The organism is Veillonella sp. ZSJB6 (genome assembly GCF_051549505.1).
Classification (GTDB): Bacteria; Bacillota; Negativicutes; order Veillonellales; family Veillonellaceae; genus Veillonella.
Genome location: NZ_JBPUGE010000003.1, coordinates 162,742 through 186,794, shown reverse-complemented (window position 1 = coordinate 186,794; position 24,053 = coordinate 162,742). Strand labels below are relative to the sequence as shown.

Here is a 24,053-nt window from a genome sequence, read left to right as displayed (position 1 = left end):
ATTAAAATTCTGACAGCACTTGATTAAACATTTCTCTAAAGGCTTCTACATAGGTATTACTTTGATTTCGTTGAGATACAAAGTAATAATTACGTTCCATGGATTTACCATGGTTGGTCAATACCTTGCGCTCAATGCCAGGCATGGAGTCTGTTAAGTATTTAAAGCGATCTAATAACAATAAGCCTTGTTGACCTGCCACTAAATAGCGCGCTTCCTCTAAAGTACGAGCATACGCAAAGGCTCCAGCATAGCCAATGGCCTTACGATAATGCTCTTCCTCTCCTATCGTATACTTACCACGGCATACTAGGATGAGCGGTAAATCATCAATCGTTTTAATTTCAACGCTACCTTCCTTTGTATACCCTTGTGGCACCTCAATTATCGTAGTTGCTTTATCAATCAAATGACTTTCAAAATCATCAGATAAAACCTGCCACTGATCATTAAAAATCACATCTACTCGGCGATCATCTAACATGCCATACAGTTCTTCATGGCTGCCACTATACATACGGATATCTAGATTTTTATAGCGCTTCGCCATGCGAATGACCGTTTGCTGCATAGCCATTCCACTATAGCGGTTCAAATAACCAATCCGTAAACTGACACGTGCATCTGTGCCGATGCGGGTTGTTTCTACCTTAATATCGTGAAAGCGTTCTAGTAATTTTTTACCAGAGCGATATAGATATTGTCCCGCTGGTGTTAGGTGAAAGCTTCTCTTTTCCCTCACCATCAGCTCCACACCAAGACTTGTTTCAAGGGCTTTAATTTGTTGTGAAATAGCAGATTGAGACACATATTGCTCTGTCGCAGCTTGGGTAAAACTATTATTATCAACTACACACACAAAATACTCTAATTGTTTTAATAACATAACGATACACTCTCATCTCTCTTATAGTTAGTGACCTACACCACTAACATACTTCACAACAACTACCAACCCCTCATATTGGTATCTGCTACACACATAACGTTTATATTTATATATACAACTAAAACTATTACAATTACAATTACAATTACAATTACAATTACTATGATTATATTTCATTGAAAGTAGATTCGCTATGATGAACTACTTTCACGAGACACAACTAAATTACGGTATACAAACCAAGATGCTACAAAGAATATAGCTGCTGTAGACCAGAATACAGCCCCATACCCAAAGGCACGTGCAATAACACCACTAATTACAGGCCCTAATACATTGCCCATCATCGCTACACTAGATACAGCCCCAAAGACAATACCGCGTCGTTCAATAGGAACAGCCTTAGATATTAGTGTATTTGCAATTGGTGTAATAAAGCCCATAAAGAATCCTGCAATAGCACGGAATATACCAAGGCCCCATATGCTAGGCATTAAGTATTGCAAGATAAATAGGGACCCCACAGCCCATGTAGCGGTAAAGATAATCCGTGGCATCGTCAACCGTTGTGTAACCTTACTGATTGAAATAGATGCCAAGGCACTAAATAAACCAGCTCCAAAGATAATAATTCCTACAATAGTAGCAACAAATTCATCATTCACAGACATATAATGTTTGATATAAAGCGGTAAGATTGGACCAATGCCAGTAATACCAAAATTACACAAAAACTGCATCGCTACTAATAGGCGAACTCGGGGTATCATTAGAAATGATTTAATCAAAGAAATCTGTGATTCTTGAGCATCAACCTTGTGCTTAAACTGCAGATTAGGCATTAAGAAATAAATACCTAATAAGCAAATTCCAGTCAATCCAGAAAATACAAAGAATGGTGCCCTATAACCTAATAGATCGGCCGCTAAGCCCCCCATAAGAGGTCCAAACACGAGCCCCATCACCATAGAGGCTTGATATAGCCCCATCGCCCATGGCACCTTTTCCTCAGGCGTTATGAGGACAATAATAGCTAAACCTATCGGTACATAGCCACCTACTACACCTTGCAAAATTCTTAGAACCAATAGCTGAGACGGGGTTTGTGTGAAAGCACAGGCCCCTACTGTAACCATTAAGGTAAATAAGATAAACATCATTACCTTACGTGGTCCCAGTTGATTTGCCTTGCGCGACCAATACGGTGCACTGAGCGCTACCATACAAGGCGTTACACCTGATACGATACCAGCCCACATAGCAGCTTCACCTGGATTATGTAAACCTAGCTCTATAAGAAATAACGGAAGGAATGATAGTACCCCTATAATCGTTATTCCCCCACCGATCTGTATAATACAGATCAGATAAATAATTCGTTTCCAAGAAGAATCCATAATGACCTTCTTTCTTAACTTTTAAAGTTATTATATACTCTATTTTATTAATAGACTGTATATTTTTAAGGATTTATAGAATATAAACCCATAATATTATTGTATCCTAAACAGAAAAAAAAGACCATCTCTTATCACATAAAGGATAGAGATGGTCTTTATACTATATGACTTTCAACCTCATCCAAAAGGTATGACAATCATACTATTTTTGTTTGAACATCCAGTAGATGTAATAGATAACAAGTGCATATGTTACTACATCAAATACTGGTAAGAATGGCACCATTTTAGATAAACGGCCAAAGCCATGCACGTGAATATTTGCTGCAATGATAGCAATAAGGTTCAAACGATGGATCCAGATTGCTTTTTTACGGGATACGGACTTTGCCATGTTGCCAACCCAAGGTGATAAATACAACACTGCAAAGATAAGAGCAATAAACATCGCTACCAAAGAGATATAGCCGCCCCAGAATCCTAAGAAGGACTTCAATGCTTTCAAGAAGTATACATACCAATGTGCACATACAAGAACAACACTAACGATACCTACGATGCGATGAACTTCAAACATTTCTTTTGGATTATATCGTTTGATAAACCATTTTGGTCTTGTTGCAATATATGTTAATACAAGCCATGCAACATAAGGAATAAGACCTAAGTGAACCTTCCAGTTACCAAATGATCTACCTCCTGTTACATAACCATATTCTACCATTCCCATAAATATTAGGGATAAAACCGCAATCCATATTAAAATATGGTATTTACTCTTAAACTGTTTTTTTACTACTTCTGCCATATAAACCTCACTATTTCTTATACAAACTACCAGTATATATCTAGTTGGCCTAATGTAGCATGCTAACAATTTCAATCCACATAGCATTCTACTTAGAACTTAAAACTAATTAGTTATTAAATCCAGATCCATCCTAAAATTAGAACTAGAATTTGAAGCTGAGGTCTGCACGGTAGTAATCATTTACACGGTTACCATCTTGTGTTTTCGCATGGAAACCATAGTATGCATTAATACCAATATTTTTCTCTGGTGCGTAAGATGCACCTAATTGCCATGCTTTATAACCTTCATACCGTGTTTTCTTCAATAAATCATTAGATTCATATTTTTGCGTTTTAAATACTGGGGCATTTTTAGCTTGATCAAAGTAATCTAAGCGGATATCCCAAGAGTTCTTCTTGTTAATTTTATAATCGCCCCATTTAACGCCTACGTTCCAAACATCGGAATCACTCAAGCCAGATGCTTTTACCCACTCGCCATCAATACCGAATTTACCAACATTATATTTAGCATTAAAGCCATATACATTATCGAATTCGTTATTTTTCTTGCCATTACCCATACGTACATTTGTTGTACCTACATGAGCAAACATACCGCCAAAGCTAAAGTGATCATTAACAGCTACATGGGCATTAATAAGACCTACATCACCATTATCAGCTTTACTAGTCTTAGCAAAACGGCCTGCTGTCATATAACCATATGCACCATTTAATGTAACTTTATCACCTAGCTTCGCTGTAGCGCCTACACCATCAAAGTTAGAGCTATAAATCAAGCCACCACCAAATTTTTGGGTATAACGACCAGCATCAACTACAACATTTTTACCGAATTTATGCTCTACATATGCTAAATCCCAATTAGCTTGAGCATCTTTAGAACTATCACCTAGTTCAATAGAGCCTGATGTAATACGAGCTTTTACAGATGTATTTTTATTAACCTTTGCATCTAAGCCTAAACGTACACGGGTTGTAAGTTTATCTTCGTAATCATAACCATCGATCCCCTCTCTACCGATGTAGTTGATACGAGCATCACCAGTAACCTTTACATTGCCTACGCGGTCTTCCAATTTAGCTACACGCACACCAAGTGTATTCAATTCATTGGAAAACTCATCGGCCAAGCGGTTCAACATAGCTTGTTGTTCTGCATTAGCACGATCTTGATTAGCCATGCCTTTCGCAATCATTTGAGCCATTTCGTAACGAGTAATGTTATTTTGGCCTTTAAAAGTACCATCAGGATAACCATTGATAATACCAGCTGTAGCCAATTGATCTACTGCTTGGTATGCCCAACTATCGGATGAAACATCGGAAAATGGATTAACAGCAAACGCTGTAGCCACACCCATCATGGCTGCCACTGCAAAAGCACTGGTCATTTTACGTTTAATCATAATAAACCTCACACAATAAATAATGATTAATAAAAAATGAAAAAATAATGAAATATATGACTATAATTATCATTATCATATTTAACATGCAAATAATAGCAATTTTCATTAGGTCGGTAAATAGAGAATGTATATCAATCTCACAATCAATTATGCATCAAACTGATAATATAGAATATTTTATTTCTTAGAAAATAAAAATATAACGAAAAAATCCCTTCTGTATAATACAGAAGGGATTTGTATGTATCTTATTATTTCTTTTTAAACATCAAATAGATGCAGTAAAGAACAAGACCGTATGTAATGATATCAAAGACTTGTAAGAATGGTACCATTTTAGAAATACGATTAAAACCATGAATATGGATATCCGCAGCAACTAATGCTACGAGATTTAAACGATGAAGCCAAATACCAACATTACGACCAGATGGTGTAACTTTTCTAAGTTTTGGCGTCAAGAACGCAAGGCCAGAAATAGTACCAATACCGAAGGAAGTAAGGGCTACATAGCCACCCCACCAACCGAGAACGGATTTAGCAGCTTTACCGAAATAGAGATACAAATGGAATGCAATAACAGCTACAGATGCAATACCTAATGCACGGTGAACCTTGAACATTTCACATAAATTATAACGACTTGTAAACCATTTAGGACGAGTTGCCAAATAAGTCATCACAATCCACGTACACCAAGGTACAAGGCCTGTATAGACTTTATAGTTCCCGAAGGCACGACCACCTACGATATAGCCCCACTCTAGCAAACCGATCATAATTAAGGAGAATACTGCAATCCATATAAAGATATGGTAAATACTCTTATACTGTTTCGTTTCCACTTGATTCATCATAAACCTCTCTAACATAATTCCTGAAATATCAATTTTACTTAATATATTTTATCATTTAAATCGAAATTTGCAGATTACTTATATTAGATAGGTAGCATTCATTATAAGAATAATTCTAATTTAGTCTTTCATTTTAACTATATAAACAACTCAAAAGTGTTTCGGTAAAAGCTAGGTAATTAAATCAGAAATAATGTTATGTTATGTTATCTAAACTACTCTAACAAAAATTAATAAATAAAAGCCCCTTGTAGTAGTGAGCATCAGCTTTCACTATTACAAGGGGCTAAGATTAATTTGTCATATCATGAAGGGCATACAAATCAATCATCATCCTAATTATTTTTCGTCACGTTTACGATATACAATGAACGGACGTGTTAAGTAGTTGAGTGGAACACTCAAGCAGTGTACCAAACGGCTGAATGGGAAGATAATAGCTACCACCATCCACGCTAACATATGGAATTTAAACATGAATGGTACGCCTTCCATCAAGGATGGATCAGGCATAAAGGATAGTAAGCTACGGAACCAAGGACCGATAGATACGCGGTAATCAAAGAAACCAGATGCATTAAGCAATGTACCAGCCATACCGCTGAAAATGGCTAATGTTAAGAACAAATATAACCATTTATCAAGACCAGATGTATTAACTTTCATAGCAGGCACAGTAAAGCGACGTTTCATCAAAAGCAAGAAGCCTACGATGAAGATGATACCAGCTACAGCACCCATGTATAACGCACCTTCATGATACAGATGGTCATTAATACCAATAGCAGCAGTCCAAGTTTTAGGAATTAATACACCTACTACGTGACCACCGATAACGCATAGTAAACCAAAGTGGAACAATGGATTAGCGATGCGCAATTGTTTTTTCTCTAAAAATTCACTCGATTTTGTAGTCCAGTTTCTTTCAAAATAGAAGAAACGAACCAAGGTACCTACGATTAAGAAGGTGAATGCGATGTAAGGCAAAGCGCCCCAAAGGAATAGATTCATCGTGCACCGTCCTCCAATCCATTTGCAACAGACAAGATAATATCAAACAAGAATGCATAAGGCAGTTTAGCCTCAATGAAGCGTTCTCTAATGTATTCCAATTTTGGCTTACAATAGTCGTAAATTTCTTTTGATTTTTCATCATCGATAACGGCACATAGCTCAAGAAGTGCTGGAATATAATCAGGCATTTCTTTTGGCAAATCATAGTCGTTTTCGAGGAAGAAAGCTTTAAATTTTACGAGTTCTTCCGCTTGTTCCCCTGTACCTTGTAACTCATAAGTGGACAAATACATAGTTGTATTTTGACTGAAATCAAAGGTACGAACATATTGGTCTTCAAATTCTTTTTTATCGGATTCCTCTACATAGTCGAAGAATTCTAATAAACCTTGGCGAAGTTGAGGATGCCCAACGGATTGGGCGTCCTCTCTCCATTCAGGTAGTTCGTTATACCATTGTTCATCAGGATAGCGTAGAAGAAATGACGCAATAAGAGCGATTTTCTGAGCATCCTTCATTATTGACATCCCCCTGTAGGGCAAGCAAATCCGCGATTATGTTGCATTTCTAGGCGACCTTCGCGAGATACTTTTACGTCAGATGGAATAACAAAGCGATCATTGTATTTGGACAATGCCAACAATTTGTACATACCGTACATTTGATCCTCTGTTAAATCAACTTTGTGTTCAATAGGACCGTCACCTGTTTCACGACGACGCATATATTCACGCATGTCGAGAACACGTTGCAATGTACGAGCTAAGATTTCTGTATTACCTGCTGTAAACAAGTTAGCAAGGTATTGTACAGGTACGCGCATTTCATGTGCATCTGGCAAGTATACATCAGATGTTACACGTTGCAAGATTGGGCTGAGTGGTGGTACATACCAAACCATTGGCAATGTGCGATACTCAGGATGCAATGGCAATGCCACGCCCCACTCTTTTACAAGTTTGTATACAGGAGATTTTTGAGCTGCTTTAATCCATGCTTCGGAGATGCCTTCAGCACGAGCCGCTTTGATAACCTCTGGATCATGAGGGTCCAAAATCAAATCTAATGTATTTTCGTAAATATCTTGTTCATTTTTTGTAGCTGCCATAGCTTCTACTTTATCCATATCGTAGAATACAACGCCAACATAGCGCATACGGCCTACACAAGTTTCAGCACAGATTTGAGGCAAGCCATTTTCTAAGCGTGGGTAACAGAATACGCATTTTTCAGCTTTATTAGTTTCCCAGTTATAGAAGATTTTTTTGTATGGACAAGATGGAACACAATGTCTCCAACCGCGGCATACATCTTGAGATACGAGAACCACACCATCTTCGTCGCGTTTATAAATCGCGCCGGATGGACATGCAGCTACGCATGCAGGGTTCAAGCAGTGGTTACAAAGACGAGGCAAATAACGCATGAATACTTCTTCGTAATCAAATACGATATCTTCGCCCATCTTAGCCAAGTTCACATCGGAACGAGCGTGTTGACCACCTGCTAAATCATCATCCCAGTTAGGGCCCCAAGTAACTTCCATTTTTTGTTTAGTCACTAGGGAACGAGGACGAGCAACTGGTTGGTTGTTTTTACGACCACCATGAATCAATGTTTCATAGTCATATGTCCAAGGTTCAAAATAATCTTTCAATTCTAGTTGTTCAGGATGGAAGAATAATTTCATCAAACGATTTGTTTTAGAACCTGTAGAAAGAGCTAATTTGCCAGAGTTATCTAATGTCCAGCCGCCTTTCCATTTTTCTTGGTCTTCCCAATGACGTGGATAACCTACGCCTGGGCGAGTTTCCACGTTATTGAAGTACATATATTCCGCGCCTTCGCGGTTCGTCCATGTATTTTTACAAGTGATAGAGCATGTATGACAACCCAAACACTTATCCAAATTTAGGACCATAGATACTTGAGCCTTAATCTTCAAGCCAATCTACCTCCTTCATTTTACGAGCCACAATTGTCATATCACGTTGGTTACCAGTTGGGCCATAGTAGTTAAAGCCATAGCTCAATTGGCCATAACCGCCGATCATGTGTGTCGGTTTCATGTGAATATGAGTTGGTGCATTATGCGTACCACCACGTTGTTTCTTAACCTTCGCACCAGGAACGTTAATGTGACGGTCTTGGGAATGGTGCATATAGGAAATACCGCGAGGAATACGTGGGGAAACTACAGCACGAGCTGCAACGATACCGTTTTTATTGAAAGCTTCTACCCAATCATTATCTTTAACGTCAATTTCTGCTGCATCGTCTTCGTTGAGCCAAATTGTTTGACCACCACGGAACAATGTCAACATTTGTTGGCTATCGAAATACATACTATGTGTAGACCACTTATGATGTGGTGTTAAGTATTTCAATGTGATTTCAGGGATACCTTCTTGTTTGTAGTCACCTTGTACTGGTTTATAGGACAATACAGGTTTGTACAACGCCATAGCTTCACCGTAATCACGCATCATTTCATGGTCGCAATAGAAGGATTGACGACCTGTTACGGTACGGAATGGTACCTTATCTTCTGTAGATGTTGTAAATGGAGAGTAACGACGGTTTTTATCGTTCTTACCAGTACTTGTTACAGAGCTAATGATGAAGCGTGGTTGGCGAACCATGTCATCAAAGGTAATTTTTTCTTGTTCACGGCCTTTTGCGTTCTTTTCAAGACCAGAAAGGCCTGTTTTTTCTTCCATTGCTTTCCAAGAGCGAACAGCCAATTTACCGTTTGTACAAGAGGACAATGTCAATACAACATTACAAGCTTCTTTACATTCGTAAATGCTAGGGCGGCCATGAGAAATGAATTCTGGATTATCGATGACACCATTTTGATCATATAATGTCTTATATTCATCAGATACATCCCAAGCCATGCCATGAGCACCCATTTTATTTTCAATATTAGGTCCCAATGCAATGTATTTTTCAAAGATTTTACTATAATCGCGTTTTACATGAACGAGGTTCGGCATTGTTTTACCAGGAATTGGTTCACATTCGCCTTTGCTCCAGTCGAGAACCTTACCTTCTGGTTGAGCCACTTCACCTGGGCTATCATGACCAAGAGGTAATGCTACGATATCTTCATATTCTGTGAAGCCAGACTCTTTCGCTACGCGAGATACTGTTTCTGCAAGGGTACGGAATGTATCCCAGTCAGATTTAGTTTCCCATGCGCAATCAACAGCTGCTTGGAATACGTGTACATATGGATGCATGTCTGTAGAAGACAAGTCTTCTTTTTCATACCATGTAGCTGCTGGGAATACGATATCAGAGTACAAGCCTGTAGAAGCCATACGGAAGTCGATATCGATTAAGAGGTCAAGCTTACCAGCTTCATCTGCTTCGCGCCATTTGATTTCTTCTGGTTTTACTGGTGCATCATCATCTTCAAGAACACCATGTTTTGTACCAAGTAAATGTTTCAAGAAATATTCGTGGCCTTTAGAGGAAGAACCGATAAGGTTCGCACGCCATACAAACAAGTTGCGTGGATGGTTTTCTTTAGCCGCTGGATCTTCTACGCAGAATTGTAATTCTTTGTTTTTCAACGCTTGCGCCACATATTGGTTGATTTCTGCTTCTGTACTAGCACCCGCTGCACGAGCGTCGTTAATCAAGGCTTGGCTGCCTTTATTGAAAGTAGGGTAAGATGGCAACCAGCCTAAACGTGCAGCCAATACGTTGTAGTCACCAGGGTGACGGTAACGAGGCTTAGCTAATTTAGATACGCGGTCTGCCAAATCAATGCAATCAGAACGGTATTGTTCTGTAGCAAAGTAGAACCAAGATGTACCATTTTGCAAACGAGGAGCTTTACTCCAGTCGTTAGCTGTCATGATGCCGCCCCAGCCTTCAACAGGACGAAGTTTTTCTTGACCTACGTAGTGAGCCCAGCCACCACCGTTAACACCTTCTGTACCACAGAACATGATGAGGTTCAAGATTGTACGGTAAATGATATCTGCATGGTACCAGTGGTTAATACCACCACCCATGATAATCATGGAGCGACCTTTAGTTTTTTCTGCATTATCTGCAAATTCACGAGCTGTGGCAATAGCGATATCTGCTTTTACACCAGTAATTTTTTCTTGCCATGTAGGTGTGTAAGGAGTGTCATCTGTATAAGATGTTGCCACTTCACCACCGATACCACGGTCGATACCATAGTTAGCAAGAATAAGGTCATATACAGTAGTTACTTTTACAGGACCATCTACAGTTTGTACTGTAATTGTAGGAATAGCACGTTCAATTACGCCTTCGTGCTCTTCATCGCCAAAGTATGGCAACTTAACAACAGTCACATCTTCACGTTGATCAAACACGGATAAGCGAGGATCGATTTTAGCCCCTGTATCGCGGTTTTCAAGGCGTAAATTCCATTTTTGTGGATTTGTGTGACGTTCGCCCATTGTACCATTAGGAATAACGATTTCATTTGTTGTTTCATCGATCAATACCATTTGGAAGTCAGCGCCTTCTTCTTGGCGACCCAAGTCCTTAGCATTCAAGAAGCGGCCTGGTTGAACTGTGCCGTTGATTTCTTCAACGCGTACAAGGAATGGCATATCTGTGAACTCTTTAGCATACTCTTTGAAGTATGGAGTTTCCTTGTCGATGTAGTATTCTTTTAAGATTACGTGGCCCATTGCCATAGCAAGAGCCGCATCAGTACCGGCTTTTACATTGAGCCAAGCATCGGAAGAGGTTGTAGATTCCGCATAGTCAGGGGATACGGATACTACTTTAGTACCTTTGTAACGAACCTCTGTTAAGAAGTGAGCATCTGGCGTACGAGTCAACGGTACGTTAGAACCCCAAGTCATGATATAACCAGCATTGTACCAGTCACCAGATTCAGGTGTATCAGTTTGTTCACCCCAAACTTGAGGGCTAGAAGGTGGTAAATCGGCATACCAGTCATAGAAGGACAATGGTGTACCACCCATTAAGTTAAGGAAACGAGCACCTGCTGCATAGGACAACATGGACATCGCTGGAATTACAGAGAAGCCTGCGTTGCGGTCAGGGCCGTATGTTTTTGCTGTATATAATAAGGATGCAGCAGTAATTTCTGTCGCTTCATCCCATGTGGAGCGCACAAAGCCACCCATACCACGGGCAGATTTGTATTTTTTCGCTTTTTCAGGATCTTCTACGATAGATTTCCAAGCTTCGATTGGGTTCTTAGCATGTTTTTTAGCTTCTCTCCAAAGCTCAGCCAATTCGCCGCGCACATATGGATATTTTACGCGCAATGGGCTATAGAGATACCAAGAGAATGTTGCACCACGAGGGCATCCACGTGGTTCGTAATCCGGCATATCATCTGGTGTTTCAGGGTAATCAATCGCCTGATTTTCCCACGCTACAACACCATTCTTAACGTAGATATTCCAGCTACAAGAACCAGTACAGTTTACGCCATGCGTTGTGCGGACAACTTTATCGTAAGACCAACGGTCACGATAAAAATTTTCCCACTCGCGACCGCCATCTTCAGTTATTTGATGGCCGCTTGGAGATACGTTCTTCTTCCGAAGAAACTTAAACTTTTGAGACAACAAGCTCATCTCGTGTCCTCCTTCAAAACTACAAAAAAATCCCTTGTGCTAGCTGAGCTAACACAAGGGAGAAAATACTGTTATTCGATATTACTAATATTAGGGTCTATATTATCAACCTCTAAATCAAGCAATCCGATTAAAGCATCAAAATCACAGATTACTAGATGGTGTTTATCATAGGCTACATAGCCCAACTTACGCAACTCACTTAGCATGCGATTTAAACTTTCTCTTGATGTGGCAGCAAATTCAGCTAGCTCTTGATTTGTTAAAGCGATATCGATAAAGATACCATCCTCGCGCTTCACACCATAACTATTGGCTAAGCGCAACAAGGTAGAATAAAATGCTCCCTTCTTGCCGTATAACAGCAAGTCTCGGTATTTTGCCTGTTGACGCCGCATATGTAATGTATAGATTTTCATCATCGCAATAGCCAATGAATGATCTTTTGCAATAGCTGATTCTAACAAATCATAGCGAATGGAATAAACAGTGCAATCCTCCCGAGCGATGGCGTTGAACACGTATGTTTTTGTGTTCTCCTCATACAACGGAACCTCACCAATTACATTATTCGGTCCTACTAGACGCAACGCAAAAATGTGCCCACTAGATTCGAATTTCTTAATGCTCATTCTACCTTTTAACACTACGTAAAAGTGTTCTGCCTTGTCCCCCTCGTGGAAGAGAAAATCACCTTTTTTAAGATGGAGTTCCTCGCCCGGCAAAGCAAGTAATTGGTTAATTAAATTTTCATCCATACCTTCACCACTCCATTGTACTTTTAAAATAAAATCCATTAGTTATACTAATCTATTTATAGTAAAAGTACATGTATTATATACTTTTTTGTATATATATGATTATTATAACTTATTAATTTCAGAATATGTGTGTTTTATGTCACATTCACAAAAATTTTTACAATATATAATATATTTGTGATATAAGACATTGCAAATTTTGTTGATACAATAATTATAACTCAGATCTCTAAGTAATTCGAATATTTTCTATAGAAATTCTATAAATTGCAATATTCATATACATTGACTGATAATTGTATCTTCCATGTCTTCATTGCATGTATAGTTTTTCAGTAAGGAGAAGTTCAAAATGAGCGAACTAAAAATGCCTCAAGTAGGGGCAAGCCGTAGCGAAATTGTGGCTAATTGGCAACCAGAAAATCCAGAATTTTGGGAAAAGTTTGGTAAAAAAATTGCTAAACAAAACTTGGTTATATCCACAATTGCATTAACCCTTTCATTCTGTGTATGGTATTTATGGGCAACCATTGCAGCACAACTAAATGGCGCTGGCTTTAACTTTACAACAGATCAATTATTTACATTAGCCGCATTACCAGGTCTTGTAGGTGCTACATTACGTTTCGTATATACCTACATGCCGGCCTTAATCGGTGGTAAGAACTGGACATTTATTTCCACACTTATTTTATTAGTTCCTGTTGTATGGCTTGGCTTTGCCGTTCAAGATACAACAACTTCTTATATGACATTTATGATTTTAACTGCCCTTATCGGTTTGGCGGGCGCCAACTTCTCGTCCTCCATGGCGTACATTGGCAACTTCTTCCCTAAATCTGAAAAAGGTACAGCTCTTGGTATCAACGGCGGCGTTGGTAACCTTGGTATCTCCGTAATCTACTTCTTGGCTCCATTCGCTATGGGTTCCGCTGCACTAGGTAGCGTATTTGGTGTAACACCAGCTATCATCAAAGGTAATGCAGTATACCTTGCCAATGCGGCTTTCATGTGGATTGTACCACTTGTTGTTATCCTTGCACTTATGACACGTTTCATGGATAACTTACCACTAGAAAAACCAAATCCTAAAAACCTTGTTCAAATCTTTGGTAACAAGCACACTTGGGCACTTACATTGCTATACACTTGTTCCTTCGGTGCTTTCTCTGGTTATGCGGCAGCACTTGGCTTATTAGTAGGTAAAGAATTCCCTGAAGTTCCATTTGCTTCTATCGCATTTGTTGGTCCTCTTGTAGCAGGTGCCCTTCGTCCTGTAGGCGGTTGGTTAGCAGATAAGATCAATAGCGGTACAAAAGTTACCTTTGTAAGCCTTCTTGGTCTATGTGCAACAACAGCGCTAATTGCAGTTGGCGTAGATATGCACAACTTCCCATTCTTCTTTGCTATGTCCGTGTTGACATTCGTATGCTGTGGCTTCGCAACTGGTGCTACATTCCGTATGATTCCTCACGTATTTGGCAATCCATTGCTTTCCTCTTTAATTACAGGTTTCGTTGCTGCCGTAGCTGCATACGGTGCCTTTATTACACCTAAAATCTTCGGTTTCACATATACTACATTCGGTAGTATCTACCCAGCTTTCGTTGCATTACTTGTGTTCAACCTGGTAACAGTAGCTGTGTGCTACTGGTTCTATGTGCGTAAAAGCGCAAATATGAACGTATAATTTTCTGGAAACAGAAAATTTACGTTCACTCCACAGTACAACAAAATATAATTCACTTTTCTAAACTAAGTGATAAAAGAAACCCCGCATCTCTCCTCCATACGTATCAGGCCTGCGGCCTAGGGCCTTGACCTCGTAAGTCGGATCGATGCGGGGTTCTCTTTTATGGAAATATAGTTATGAGTACAGTACTCATACATTGTGAATTATATTTTACAGAGTATACGTGTGTATACCAAATTTTCTGTTCAAAATTATAGCCTTCATATTAAGGAAAGAAAAAGGGACTGCTCAGCAGTCCATTCATTCTAATTTGACGATATATATCTTTATCTCTATAATATAAATAGATAGTCAGACGAGTAGGAACGTCAGGCGCATCTCAAAAACAAAACATATAGGAAATGGCCTTTCTGTTTAGCTAATTACACTTGGTAACGGAGGGCTATTTGCTTTTTGTGAGGCAAATAAGCGCTATAAGTGCACCAAAGGAAACGACTAATGTCAACATTCCAATGATAACTGTAATAAGTTCAAAGTCACTCATAAGCTCACCCCCTTCTATAACGAAGAGAGACCCAACCTCGCTGACTACCTTAATAGTATTATAATCTGAACAAATATACGATACAATAAGCAGTTATTTATCTATATATATGAATTAAATAATAAAAGATCCTGCTGGAGCAGGCTCTTTTATTATCCAAAGATTTCTTCTAATAGTGCATCGTCGATGATGGTACCAACGTAGAAGTCGCTGAAGATGCCGTATTTTGCACTGGCTACTTCAAAGCGCATATCATATACGATTTTTTTGAATTGGATGTCGTCATTACTGAAAATTGTAATGCCCCATTCCCAGTCGTCTAGGCCACAGCCACCTGTTGTAAATTCGGATAAAACGTCTAAGTATGTTTTACCAAGTTCACCGTGAGATTTCATCAACATGCCTCGTTCTTGAGGTGGTAGCATGAACCAGTTGTCATCACCTTCACGTTTTTTGCTCATGTTATAGAAGCAGATGTATTTGTCACGAGGTACATGAGGGTATAATTTTTGGTTAACTTCTTCTGTATCGAGTTTAGCTTTAACATACGCACTTACTTCTGTTACAGATGTATAGGAATATGTTTGAACTAATACGCTTGCAATCGCAAGGCGACGGAATTTGCGTTCTACTTGTGCCAAGTATTCAAGGGATGGACCAAGGATCCATAGGATTAAGTCCCCTTTTGCACCATTACAATCATAGAATGCATAGCTACCTTCTTTAGCTTGATGTTTAGCTTCAAGGTCTGCTAAAAATGCTTTTAATTCGTTGCATGCTTCTGCTTTTTCTTCAGCTGTAAAGCAGTTCCATGCACTGAAATCCATAGCAAAGACCATGTGTTGGCTATGCCAACCTTCTACTGTAGGGATTGCTTTTCCCATTGTGATCACTCCTATCTATAGTGATTATATTAAAAGGATATATATCTATTACTTTAAGAATCGAAAAGACTCCATATACTATTATAGCATATGGAGTCTTTTCTTATAATTATTTATTAATATTAACTTTTATTACTATCCACAATAGACTGTACTAATTCTTTCGCTTGCTTCACACCATCAGGAATACCGATGCCATCAAATGGTGTACCAATGAGATGTAAATTTGGATAGTGTTTTGCCACATGTTCACGCACTGCTGTGATCCCTGCGCGATGGCCCACATTATATTGAGGCATGCAGTGAATGAGACGATTGATGCGCACCCATTCAGGTTGTGCTGCAAAATTCATAATGCGTTGAATTTCTTTTACTGCTAACTCTGAAAGTTCCTTATCATTGAGATGTTCTACTACATCATTACCAGGTTTACCAATAAAGACGCGCAATACGATTTTATCGTCAGGCGTTGTTTGAGGCCATTTTTGATTAAGAATAGTACACGCTGTAAGAGGTGTATCTGTGTTGCGTGTAATCAAGAGGCCCGAACCTTTTAAGTCACCATCAAAGGTAGCTTTATCAAAGGCCATAATAGCAATAGCACAGCTCGACTGTTCCATGGAGCGCAAGAAATCAAAACCCGGATCATCCTTAAACCATTGCGTATATGTGGCAGGCGGTGTCGCGATAATCACATGATCCGCCATAGCAGGAGCTTTATCAAGGAGTACCTCTATAGCTGAATCTGTAGTAGAATCACTAGCTTCTACCCTGTTCTCAGCATTAATAGACGCAGTTCTAATAGATTTAGAATGAGACTGACAGCCACAAGCATCGTTTCCAGAGTTCTCCACATCGATAGCATACATACCTTCAACATATCGAATATTAGAAACTAGCGTACCTGTATACAAGTGCACATTACTAGGCATGGCATCAACGATAGCGGTAATAACGCTTTCAAGGCCGCCTGTCAATTGGCGGAACATACCAGATTGAGCAGCAGTCCCCTTACGACTCGCCATATCCGCTTGAACCTTACTAGTTTGTCGGTGTGGACTAGTATTTGTGGCATGGCCAGAACTGTTTGAACTATTATTCGTAGATGCAGTTTGACTAGACTTTGCTTCATGGCTTTCGAATTGACGGTCTGTCATAGTCCCTTTACCAGCACGCGGTACGTCGCCTTCAGCTACGGCACCTTTAGCCGCTTTAGTAACCCCCGCTTTAGAGTGGCCCATCTTAGCAGCCATCATGCCTTTTACCATGTTCCCATATTTTTGTTCTACTTGAATAAAATGAGGGAATGTAGATAACAAGCTAATTTTATAAATGTCGCCGCCATAGATACCCGCCAATAGAGGCTCGATGAGCTTATCCATCATTTCTTGACCTAAATGGTATTGAAAGAAATGACCAATAGATACATCTCCATTTTTATCTAGTTGGTATGGCTTTTTAAAGTAATCTAAGCCTGCTCGCAATTTGCCAGGCCAAGAAATAAGCGTTGCTTTCACAAAAGGCATCATTTCCGTAGGGATGCCCATGATAGAGCCCCCTGGAATAGGATGAATAGAACCTTTGTCATACACAAAGGCTTGCCCTGTTTCATTCGATACAAGGGTCTCCCCTAAGCCGAGATCATAGACGAGATCCGTCATTTCCGTTTTACGGCCTAAGTAAGAATCAGGTCCCAGCTCTACTACGAAGTCATCGACGCGTTGTGTTTGTATTTTCCCACCAAATCGTGGTGCTTGTTCATAAAGAGTGATGGTCCAGTCCGGCTTTGCACGGCCTAAATAATAAGCCGCTGTCAATCCGGTTAAGCCACCGCCCACTATTGTTACATTCACGAATGAATCCTTTCTATTATTGCACTCGCCATCGCTTGCAAGAATGTTTCATCACAATTCGGCATTTCTGCACGCATATATACAGCGCCGCCAGCATCAACGAGTTCTTTACACTCTACATCATTATCGTACAAAACCTCTACATGATTGCTTACAAAGCCAAATGGTACAAAGGCTATATGTATCGCACCACTATGCAAAGCTTGATTGATTGCTTCCGCTACGGTTGGCCCTAACCATTGTCCGTGAGGGGCTGCGCTCTGCCAAGCTACAGACCACTGTTCCAAATCGCAACGTTGAGCGATTTCTTTTGCACTTTCCTCTAAGGCCAATGCATAAGAGTCTGCATTATGACTATTAATAAGAGGTATGCTATGAGCACTAAAAATAACAAATACATCTTTAGTGTCATTGATGCAATCTGAAACTGCTTTTACCCAATACTCGATAAAGGAAGGTTGATCCCACCAAGCACGAATAACATCAAAGGTTACACCTTGAAAGTCACCAATTGCAGCCTGCACTTGCTTCTCATAAGCACCAGTACCAAGAGACGTAAAGAATGGGGCCGTTACGATAGCAATAATATGCTCTACACCTTGTTTGACTAATGCATCTACCGCATCAGCAATGGACGGCTTCATATGAAGATATCCGATGGCCGATGGTATGGATGGCAACAACGTAAGCAGTCTATTATATTGACGTTCTGCCATCGTTTGTAATTCTACGTTGGACCACTGACCAATGACATCATAACGATGGGTAAGATTTGCAACTTCAGCATCGGTCGGTACGCGACCATGACGAATACTCGTCATATATGGCACCAAATCATCCTTACTTGAAGGGCTACCATAGGATAAGAATAATAATCCTTTTTTCTCGATGTTCACTAGCTTACCCCTCTTGTGCCCATAATTCACGACTGCGTTCATGTACATAGTCTGTGAGCCAATGGAGCTTTTTAGGATCCGCCTCTGGGAATACACCATGGCCTAAATTAAAGATATGACGGCCATAACGAACACCATCAAGTAAGATACGATCCACTTCGTGAGCCAATGTTTTTTCATCAGCGAATAAGTAGGCTGGATCGAGATTACCTTGTACCGTTTGTGTTACGCCTCGTTCATTAGCCATAACGATGGAGCTACGCCAATCAAGAGCGATTACATCCAATGGCAAATGAGACCAAATAGATACGAGATGATCGGTACCAACACCATTCATAGCCATAGGTAAATGAGGGTATCGATCTTTTACAGTCTTAATTATGCGTTCCATATGAGGATAAATACCTTGTTTATATTGGTCCGCATTCACAGCGCCTACCCAAGAGTCGAAGATTTGTAATGCATTCGCACCGGCTTCGGCTTGCATAGACAAATATTCAATGGACATATCTGCTAACTTTGTCATCAATGCATTCCACACATCTGGTGCACCTATAAGCATGCCACGAGTTTTGTTGTAATTCTTTGTTGGTCCCCCTTCGATAAGGTAAGACGCAATCGTAAATGGTGCGCCACAGAATCCAATGAGCGGAACGTCGAGCATACCGGATGTTAATAACCTAATCGTTTTCCCGATATAATCTACCTTTGTAGGATCAAAGGTATCTAATGTATCTACATCAGCCATGGAGCGAATCGGTGTGTTAAACACAGGTCCCACACCCGCCTTGAGCTCTACCTTTACATTCATCCCTACCATAGGGCTCATAATATCCTTATAAAGGATGGCTGCATCTACGCCGTATTCTTTTACAGGTAGCTCTGTAACACGAGCACATAACTCAGGCTCTTTTGTAATTTCAAAGAGCGTATATTTTTCTTTGATTTTGCGGTATTCCGCTTGGCTACGACCAGCTTGGCGCATATACCACACAGGTGTTACACCAGGGTTCTTACCTTGGATCATATCTAAATATGCTGTATTCAAGTACTCAACCCCTTTCTTTCTAATTTATACTAACACACTATGATAACTAAAACAGTTACTTTAGTTACATCACATATATCATAACTATGAATATTCCCTGTGAAAGCTAAACACCTTCACAGGGGTTCAATTTAGTTACGACTTAATCAGTGGCAATCAATGTTTAATTGCGACTCAATCTGTGGCAATCAATGCCTGTAATAGATTGAGCCATATCAAATACAGAACGTTGGCACGTGAATAACCAGATTTGTTGGTTCTTTCCGATTTCTGCTAATAATTCCAACGCGCTACGTTGACGGTTTTCATCAAAGCGCACAAGGATATCATCTAAGATAATCGGCAAGGACTCAACTTGGTAAGAGAATACCTTAGCTAGTGCAAGGCGCAATGCCAAGTATACTTGGTCAGCTAAACCGCTAGACCAGTACTTAAGCTCTAATCGTTCTCCATTGCCATTAACCAAGGCTACACCTTCGTTGATACCGAGAACATCAAAGGTATACATACCACCAGTTAACCGTTCTATATAAGAGGATGCAAGTTCTAACATATGAGGCTGTTTTTCTTGCTCGTAAGATTGCTGCGCCTTATCCATGCAGTGGCTCATCAACACTTGTGTAGCCCAATCTTCAAGAGCAGATTCTAGTTCATTTTGTAACGCTTCACGCTCTTGAAGCATTTGGTGTTGCTCTTGGTCAGAACCAAGGGCACGCATAGACTCTACAATTTGACCACGGCGCTCATATAAAACTGCCAGCTTATCTTCAATGGATGCTATTTCTCGTTCAGAATGAGCTAACTCATCAAGCCAATTATCCTTATTGCCTTCACGCAAGCGACGATAGAATAAATCTCTATTCTCCGCATCAGGCGCTAATAGATCTAACTGAACCTGACTTTGTTTGTAAATGGTTTGCCATTGCTTGTATTGGTCTTCATCAATAAGATGTTGACGATACTCGTTGGAGCTTTCCATACCCGCCTTGTGTAAGAGCTCTTGTTGACGAAGTAGTAATTCTTTTTCTTTGCGATGCCAGTTATCGTACTCATTGCGGAAGCTTTTACGTTGTGCTTCCTTTTGTTCCCATACAATTTTATTTTGTTGGAAGTTTTTGTATTGGTTATAAATGCGTTTTAACTCTGTTGGAGATACTGGCGCTTCAACACCAAGGTTATACCACAATGTCATCGCTTGGTCTTCAATAACGCGCAATCCTTCTTTATGCTCAGCTAATCGCTTTTCATAGCCTTCAATGGTGCGCAATTGTTCATGATATTGATCATACTCTTGTTTGAGACCAAAGAAATCATCTTCGTTAAGACTCTTCGCCGCCCCTTGAGGTAACCAATTCTGCCAAGCTGCAAGGGCTTCATCATAAATAGCTTGTAAAGTATGACCTTCTTGAATCCAACGATCAAGATGTGCCGCCCCTTCTATGGATGGAATTGGGCTCGCTACAGGTGTGGCAGCTTTAACGATTGCCTCTAGTTGATGCTCTACATCAGATTTACGAGAGGACAAGATTTGTAATTCATAGTTCAGTTTAGATACATCAGAATTACCATTATGACGTTTCCATGTTGCATACCAGAACAACGCCATAGATAGGATTAACAATATAAATCCACCGATTGTATATAGAACGGACTCTAATACTAAGAGGCCCGCTAATACGAGTAATACACCAATAACGGCTGCTACACCGCTAATGCGTTGTAACCACTTTGGCAAATTACTCGGTTGTGCATCAGGGCCATAGCTATCTCGTTTTTCCGTAACTCGATCTATATCCATCAAGATAAGTTCTAATTCACGTTCAAGATGCTCTTTTTTTGCCAAATCCTCTTCACTGTAATTTGGCAAGGATGCTCCATCAAGGTTAGCTGCTGGCAAATCATCAGATGCCTCAGCAGGTTTGCGATCTTGCCAATGCAATAATTGATCTTTAGCAGTGCGCAAGCGACTTGCTAAACGCTCACCTTCAAACCAATTCACATCATCAGCCATCGGCTCATCATCACGCCATGCAGAATGCATGGATCGAGAGAATTCTAGTTGCTCCCGTACCTTGAAGATGTACGCATCCCCTTCTTCACATTCACGGCGCAATTGTTCCCATTTAGCCCCTTGTTGAATGAGGTCTTCAATATCTTGACCATAAGTGCCAAACGGACTATCAGGACTAAAGTTGGCTGGCATCAAAGACGCTTCCTTTTCTTGCCACAACTGCATATTGTCTCGAGCTCGTTTAATTTCCTCATCGATGCGAAGGAACTCATCACGACTCAAGGCAAGCTCGCTATTGTACTGTTGCATATGCATACGCGCTTCTTCGCTACGGCGATACGTATCCCACGCGCGCAATACCACATCTATACCGTCGCGGTATTCCTTCCACTCTTGCAACTGCCCTTGCAATTCTGCCTCAGTCTGCTCAGTACTGTGAAAGACCTTTTGCAGTTCTACATATTGCGTTTCATGCTCGGCTAAATGGCTTAACTTTTGACGATTTTCTTTAAGTTCATCCATCAACACGTTGATGCGGCGTTTACCATTAGAGGAAGCTACTAATAGATCAGTAGCGCCTTTTTCCACATCTTTTACAACCGAGCCTAAATGCTCGCCCCCTTCAGCACCGAAGAAGCGAGACCGAACCTCTACCTCTTGCAATACATCGAGGCCTTGTAAATCATCAAGGGTTAATGCAAAAATCCGGTTATATGTTTTTTTATCGATACCATGCCACCAATGTTGAGCAGGCTCTTCATGAATGGCAGGATGTCCAGGACTGTAAAAGTCTAACTGTTTGCCCTTACGACCGATGTAGTAGCTTTCACCATTACGATCCACATCGAGGGCACCCGTCATAGGACCATAAGCCTTATGTGTACCACCGAATAAAAGGGTGCGCATCCCTTCAAGAAGAGATGTTTTACCACTTTCATTAGGACCATACATGAGCTGAACACCATGTTCACCAGTAGTGAAAGACCAGTCGTGATACGGGCCAAATTCATCAAATCGTATGCGTTTAATGTTCATCGTTAGCCCCCATCAATACAGTAACACCTTCAATTTCACAGCGCTTCAAGGCACGCAATAATAACTCATCACTCAACAAATCGGCATATACACCTAAGCGTTTAAACTCAGGACGTTCTGCTAAAATTTGACGAGCCGTCTGTACCGCATTGCCATCAACCATATCGTCATAGGCGCGCAAATAATCACCTACCACATCAGATAACAATCTACGCTCAGCTAAATTAATGCTAGGCCGTGTAGTGGAAATAATGTGATAGGGCATAACGAATATAGATTTACTCTTCTCTTCGCTTTGAGACTCTTGCAACCATAATTTACGCACCTCTTCTTGTGTACATAAACGATGCAATGGTCCTGTTCCTACAAGAACGATAGAAAGCAAGATATTCTTCTTATGTTGTTTACGCAAATTCTCTTTTTTATGGCGTAAAATTTCTAAGAATTCTGCTTCAGTTTTCATGCCTGCAATATCAATTTTGATTTCTTCAAAACGGATAGCACTAGTTTCAATAAATCGAGGTTCACAATGACCATTATGAGATACAGAAACAAGATAGCACCCCTTAGGGCCTATTTCTTTGCGGTGTAAACCTTGAGGATTACCAGCATATACAACGAGAGGTTCTTCACTAAGAACTTGAGATTTATGAATATGCCCTAACGCCCAATAGTCCATGGCTGCTTCTGCTAGGTCTGTTAAACTACATGGACCAGTTACATTATGATTTTCAGAGCCCGCACTAGAGCCAACTGTACCATGCATAACAGCAAGAGAAAACTCATCACGTTCAAAGGCGCGGTATTGGCGAGCATAATTGTCGCTTTCATTACCATGACCACAGCTAATACCGTAAACGCCACCAATTTCTATATTGTTAACAATCAATGGAAAACGTTGTACTTGTTCGCTAGAGAATACATGCACATTGTCAGGCATCTGTAATTGAGCCTTCCAGCTTTCAGCCGGGTCATGATTACCTTGCACCATATAAACTGCAATGCGATGCTCTGCCAAGCGATACATGGCACGTACAAAGCGTACTTGAGCCTCTAAATTGTGATCTTCGCTATTATAAATATCACCAGCTATGACAACAGCATGAACATGCTCATCAATAGCAGTGTCAATAATTGTATCAAAGGCTACATAGGTAGCTTCACTCACGGCGCGATCAACGGCGCGGCTAATACCTGTAGCATATTGGAAGGGTGCCCCTAAATGCAGGTCACCACAGTGTATAAATCGAAATGGCTGCATCTATATCCACTCCTTATATTAGTACTTTTATTATAGTTATATATAGTAATTACAATACTCTATTATACTA

The 24,053-nt window shown here is 40.1% G+C and carries 17 protein-coding genes; 1 reads left to right on the top strand and 16 read right to left on the bottom strand.

What is annotated here, in order from left to right:
- Position 1 precedes the first annotated feature (1 nt).
- From ACSV5T_RS05350 to ACSV5T_RS05305, 10 genes are all read right to left on the bottom strand, one after another.
- Positions 2-886 (bottom strand): LysR family transcriptional regulator, encoded by an 885-nt coding sequence (locus tag ACSV5T_RS05350; protein WP_295824876.1) that lies wholly within the window; start codon positions 884-886, stop codon positions 2-4.
- A gap of 194 nt (positions 887-1,080) precedes the next feature.
- Entirely contained in the window at positions 1,081-2,286 is a 1,206-nt protein-coding gene (locus ACSV5T_RS05345; RefSeq protein WP_295824874.1) for an MFS transporter, read from the bottom strand.
- Between the two features lie 205 nt (positions 2,287-2,491).
- Positions 2,492-3,097 carry a hypothetical protein gene (locus tag ACSV5T_RS05340; protein ID WP_438320467.1) on the bottom strand — a complete coding sequence of 202 codons (606 nt, stop codon included), beginning with the start codon at positions 3,095-3,097 and terminating at the stop codon, positions 2,492-2,494.
- Between the two features lie 145 nt (positions 3,098-3,242).
- A complete protein-coding gene (locus tag ACSV5T_RS05335) occupies positions 3,243-4,514 on the bottom strand; it encodes a putative porin (protein WP_438320466.1) in 1,272 nt (423 codons plus the stop codon).
- A 254-nt stretch (positions 4,515-4,768) separates the two neighbouring features.
- The gene (locus tag ACSV5T_RS05330) at positions 4,769-5,371 is read right to left on the bottom strand and encodes a hypothetical protein (protein ID WP_156719445.1); all 603 of its coding nucleotides are present in this window, start codon (positions 5,369-5,371) and stop codon (positions 4,769-4,771) included.
- Positions 5,372-5,713: 342 nt separating this feature from the next.
- Positions 5,714-6,385 carry a respiratory nitrate reductase subunit gamma gene (narI, locus tag ACSV5T_RS05325; RefSeq protein WP_105081540.1) on the bottom strand — a complete coding sequence of 224 codons (672 nt, stop codon included), beginning with the start codon at positions 6,383-6,385 and terminating at the stop codon, positions 5,714-5,716.
- Positions 6,382-6,906: a nitrate reductase molybdenum cofactor assembly chaperone gene (narJ, locus tag ACSV5T_RS05320; RefSeq protein WP_156697105.1), complete on the bottom strand. Its 525-nt coding sequence runs from the start codon at positions 6,904-6,906 to the stop codon at positions 6,382-6,384. The genes narI and narJ overlap by 4 nt, the downstream gene beginning before the upstream one ends.
- Positions 6,906-8,333: a nitrate reductase subunit beta gene (gene narH, locus ACSV5T_RS05315; protein ID WP_438320465.1), complete on the bottom strand. Its 1,428-nt coding sequence runs from the start codon at positions 8,331-8,333 to the stop codon at positions 6,906-6,908. The genes narJ and narH overlap by 1 nt, the downstream gene beginning before the upstream one ends.
- Positions 8,323-11,997, bottom strand: a complete 3,675-nt coding sequence (locus ACSV5T_RS05310) for a nitrate reductase subunit alpha (protein ID WP_287533763.1) — start codon at positions 11,995-11,997, stop codon at positions 8,323-8,325. Before ACSV5T_RS05310 ends, narH begins: the two co-directional genes overlap by 11 nt.
- Before the next feature lie 71 nt (positions 11,998-12,068).
- Positions 12,069-12,755, bottom strand: coding sequence for a Crp/Fnr family transcriptional regulator (locus ACSV5T_RS05305; RefSeq protein WP_060923935.1), 687 nt, complete (start codon positions 12,753-12,755; stop codon positions 12,069-12,071).
- A 355-nt stretch (positions 12,756-13,110) separates the two neighbouring features.
- Here ACSV5T_RS05305 and ACSV5T_RS05300 point away from each other — a divergent pair, with 355 nt between their 5' ends.
- Complete coding sequence (locus ACSV5T_RS05300) at positions 13,111-14,448, top strand: MFS transporter (RefSeq protein WP_438320464.1); 1,338 nt, start codon at positions 13,111-13,113, stop codon at positions 14,446-14,448.
- 699 nt (positions 14,449-15,147) lie between these two features.
- Here the strand turns inward: ACSV5T_RS05300 and hemQ are convergent.
- From hemQ to ACSV5T_RS05270, 6 genes are all read right to left on the bottom strand, one after another.
- Positions 15,148-15,879 carry a hydrogen peroxide-dependent heme synthase gene (gene hemQ, locus ACSV5T_RS05295; protein ID WP_129823600.1) on the bottom strand — a complete coding sequence of 244 codons (732 nt, stop codon included), beginning with the start codon at positions 15,877-15,879 and terminating at the stop codon, positions 15,148-15,150.
- 122 nt (positions 15,880-16,001) lie between these two features.
- Positions 16,002-17,732: a protoporphyrinogen oxidase gene (gene hemG / locus ACSV5T_RS05290; protein ID WP_438320463.1), complete on the bottom strand. Its 1,731-nt coding sequence runs from the start codon at positions 17,730-17,732 to the stop codon at positions 16,002-16,004.
- Positions 17,729-18,628, bottom strand: a complete 900-nt coding sequence (gene hemH / locus ACSV5T_RS05285) for a ferrochelatase (RefSeq protein ID WP_060923926.1) — start codon at positions 18,626-18,628, stop codon at positions 17,729-17,731. Before hemH ends, hemG begins: the two co-directional genes overlap by 4 nt.
- Before the next feature lie 4 nt (positions 18,629-18,632).
- Positions 18,633-19,676, bottom strand: a complete 1,044-nt coding sequence (gene hemE / locus ACSV5T_RS05280; protein ID WP_438320462.1) for a uroporphyrinogen decarboxylase — start codon at positions 19,674-19,676, stop codon at positions 18,633-18,635.
- 163 nt (positions 19,677-19,839) lie between these two features.
- Complete coding sequence (locus ACSV5T_RS05275) at positions 19,840-22,722, bottom strand: AAA family ATPase (RefSeq protein WP_438320461.1); 2,883 nt, start codon at positions 22,720-22,722, stop codon at positions 19,840-19,842.
- On the bottom strand, positions 22,712-23,983 hold the full coding sequence (locus tag ACSV5T_RS05270; protein WP_438320460.1) for a metallophosphoesterase family protein: 1,272 nt from the start codon (positions 23,981-23,983) through the stop codon (positions 22,712-22,714). Before ACSV5T_RS05270 ends, ACSV5T_RS05275 begins: the two co-directional genes overlap by 11 nt.
- Positions 23,984-24,053 lie beyond the last annotated feature (70 nt).

Coding starts and splice junctions, on each gene's coding strand:
- ACSV5T_RS05350 (WP_295824876.1), bottom strand. CDS start 886: ATGTTATTAAAACAATTAGAGTATTTTGTGTGTGTAGTTGATAATAAT.
- ACSV5T_RS05345 (WP_295824874.1), bottom strand. CDS start 2,286: ATGGATTCTTCTTGGAAACGAATTATTTATCTGATCTGTATTATACAG.
- ACSV5T_RS05340 (WP_438320467.1), bottom strand. CDS start 3,097: ATGGCAGAAGTAGTAAAAAAACAGTTTAAGAGTAAATACCATATTTTA.
- ACSV5T_RS05335 (WP_438320466.1), bottom strand. CDS start 4,514: ATGATTAAACGTAAAATGACCAGTGCTTTTGCAGTGGCAGCCATGATG.
- ACSV5T_RS05330 (WP_156719445.1), bottom strand. CDS start 5,371: ATGAATCAAGTGGAAACGAAACAGTATAAGAGTATTTACCATATCTTT.
- narI (WP_105081540.1), bottom strand. CDS start 6,385: ATGAATCTATTCCTTTGGGGCGCTTTGCCTTACATCGCATTCACCTTC.
- narJ (WP_156697105.1), bottom strand. CDS start 6,906: ATGAAGGATGCTCAGAAAATCGCTCTTATTGCGTCATTTCTTCTACGC.
- ACSV5T_RS05310 (WP_287533763.1), bottom strand. CDS start 11,997: ATGAGCTTGTTGTCTCAAAAGTTTAAGTTTCTTCGGAAGAAGAACGTA.
- ACSV5T_RS05305 (WP_060923935.1), bottom strand. CDS start 12,755: ATGGATGAAAATTTAATTAACCAATTACTTGCTTTGCCGGGCGAGGAA.
- ACSV5T_RS05300 (WP_438320464.1), top strand. CDS start 13,111: ATGAGCGAACTAAAAATGCCTCAAGTAGGGGCAAGCCGTAGCGAAATT.
- hemQ (WP_129823600.1), bottom strand. CDS start 15,879: ATGGGAAAAGCAATCCCTACAGTAGAAGGTTGGCATAGCCAACACATG.
- ACSV5T_RS05275 (WP_438320461.1), bottom strand. CDS start 22,722: ATGAACATTAAACGCATACGATTTGATGAATTTGGCCCGTATCACGAC.
- ACSV5T_RS05270 (WP_438320460.1), bottom strand. CDS start 23,983: ATGCAGCCATTTCGATTTATACACTGTGGTGACCTGCATTTAGGGGCA.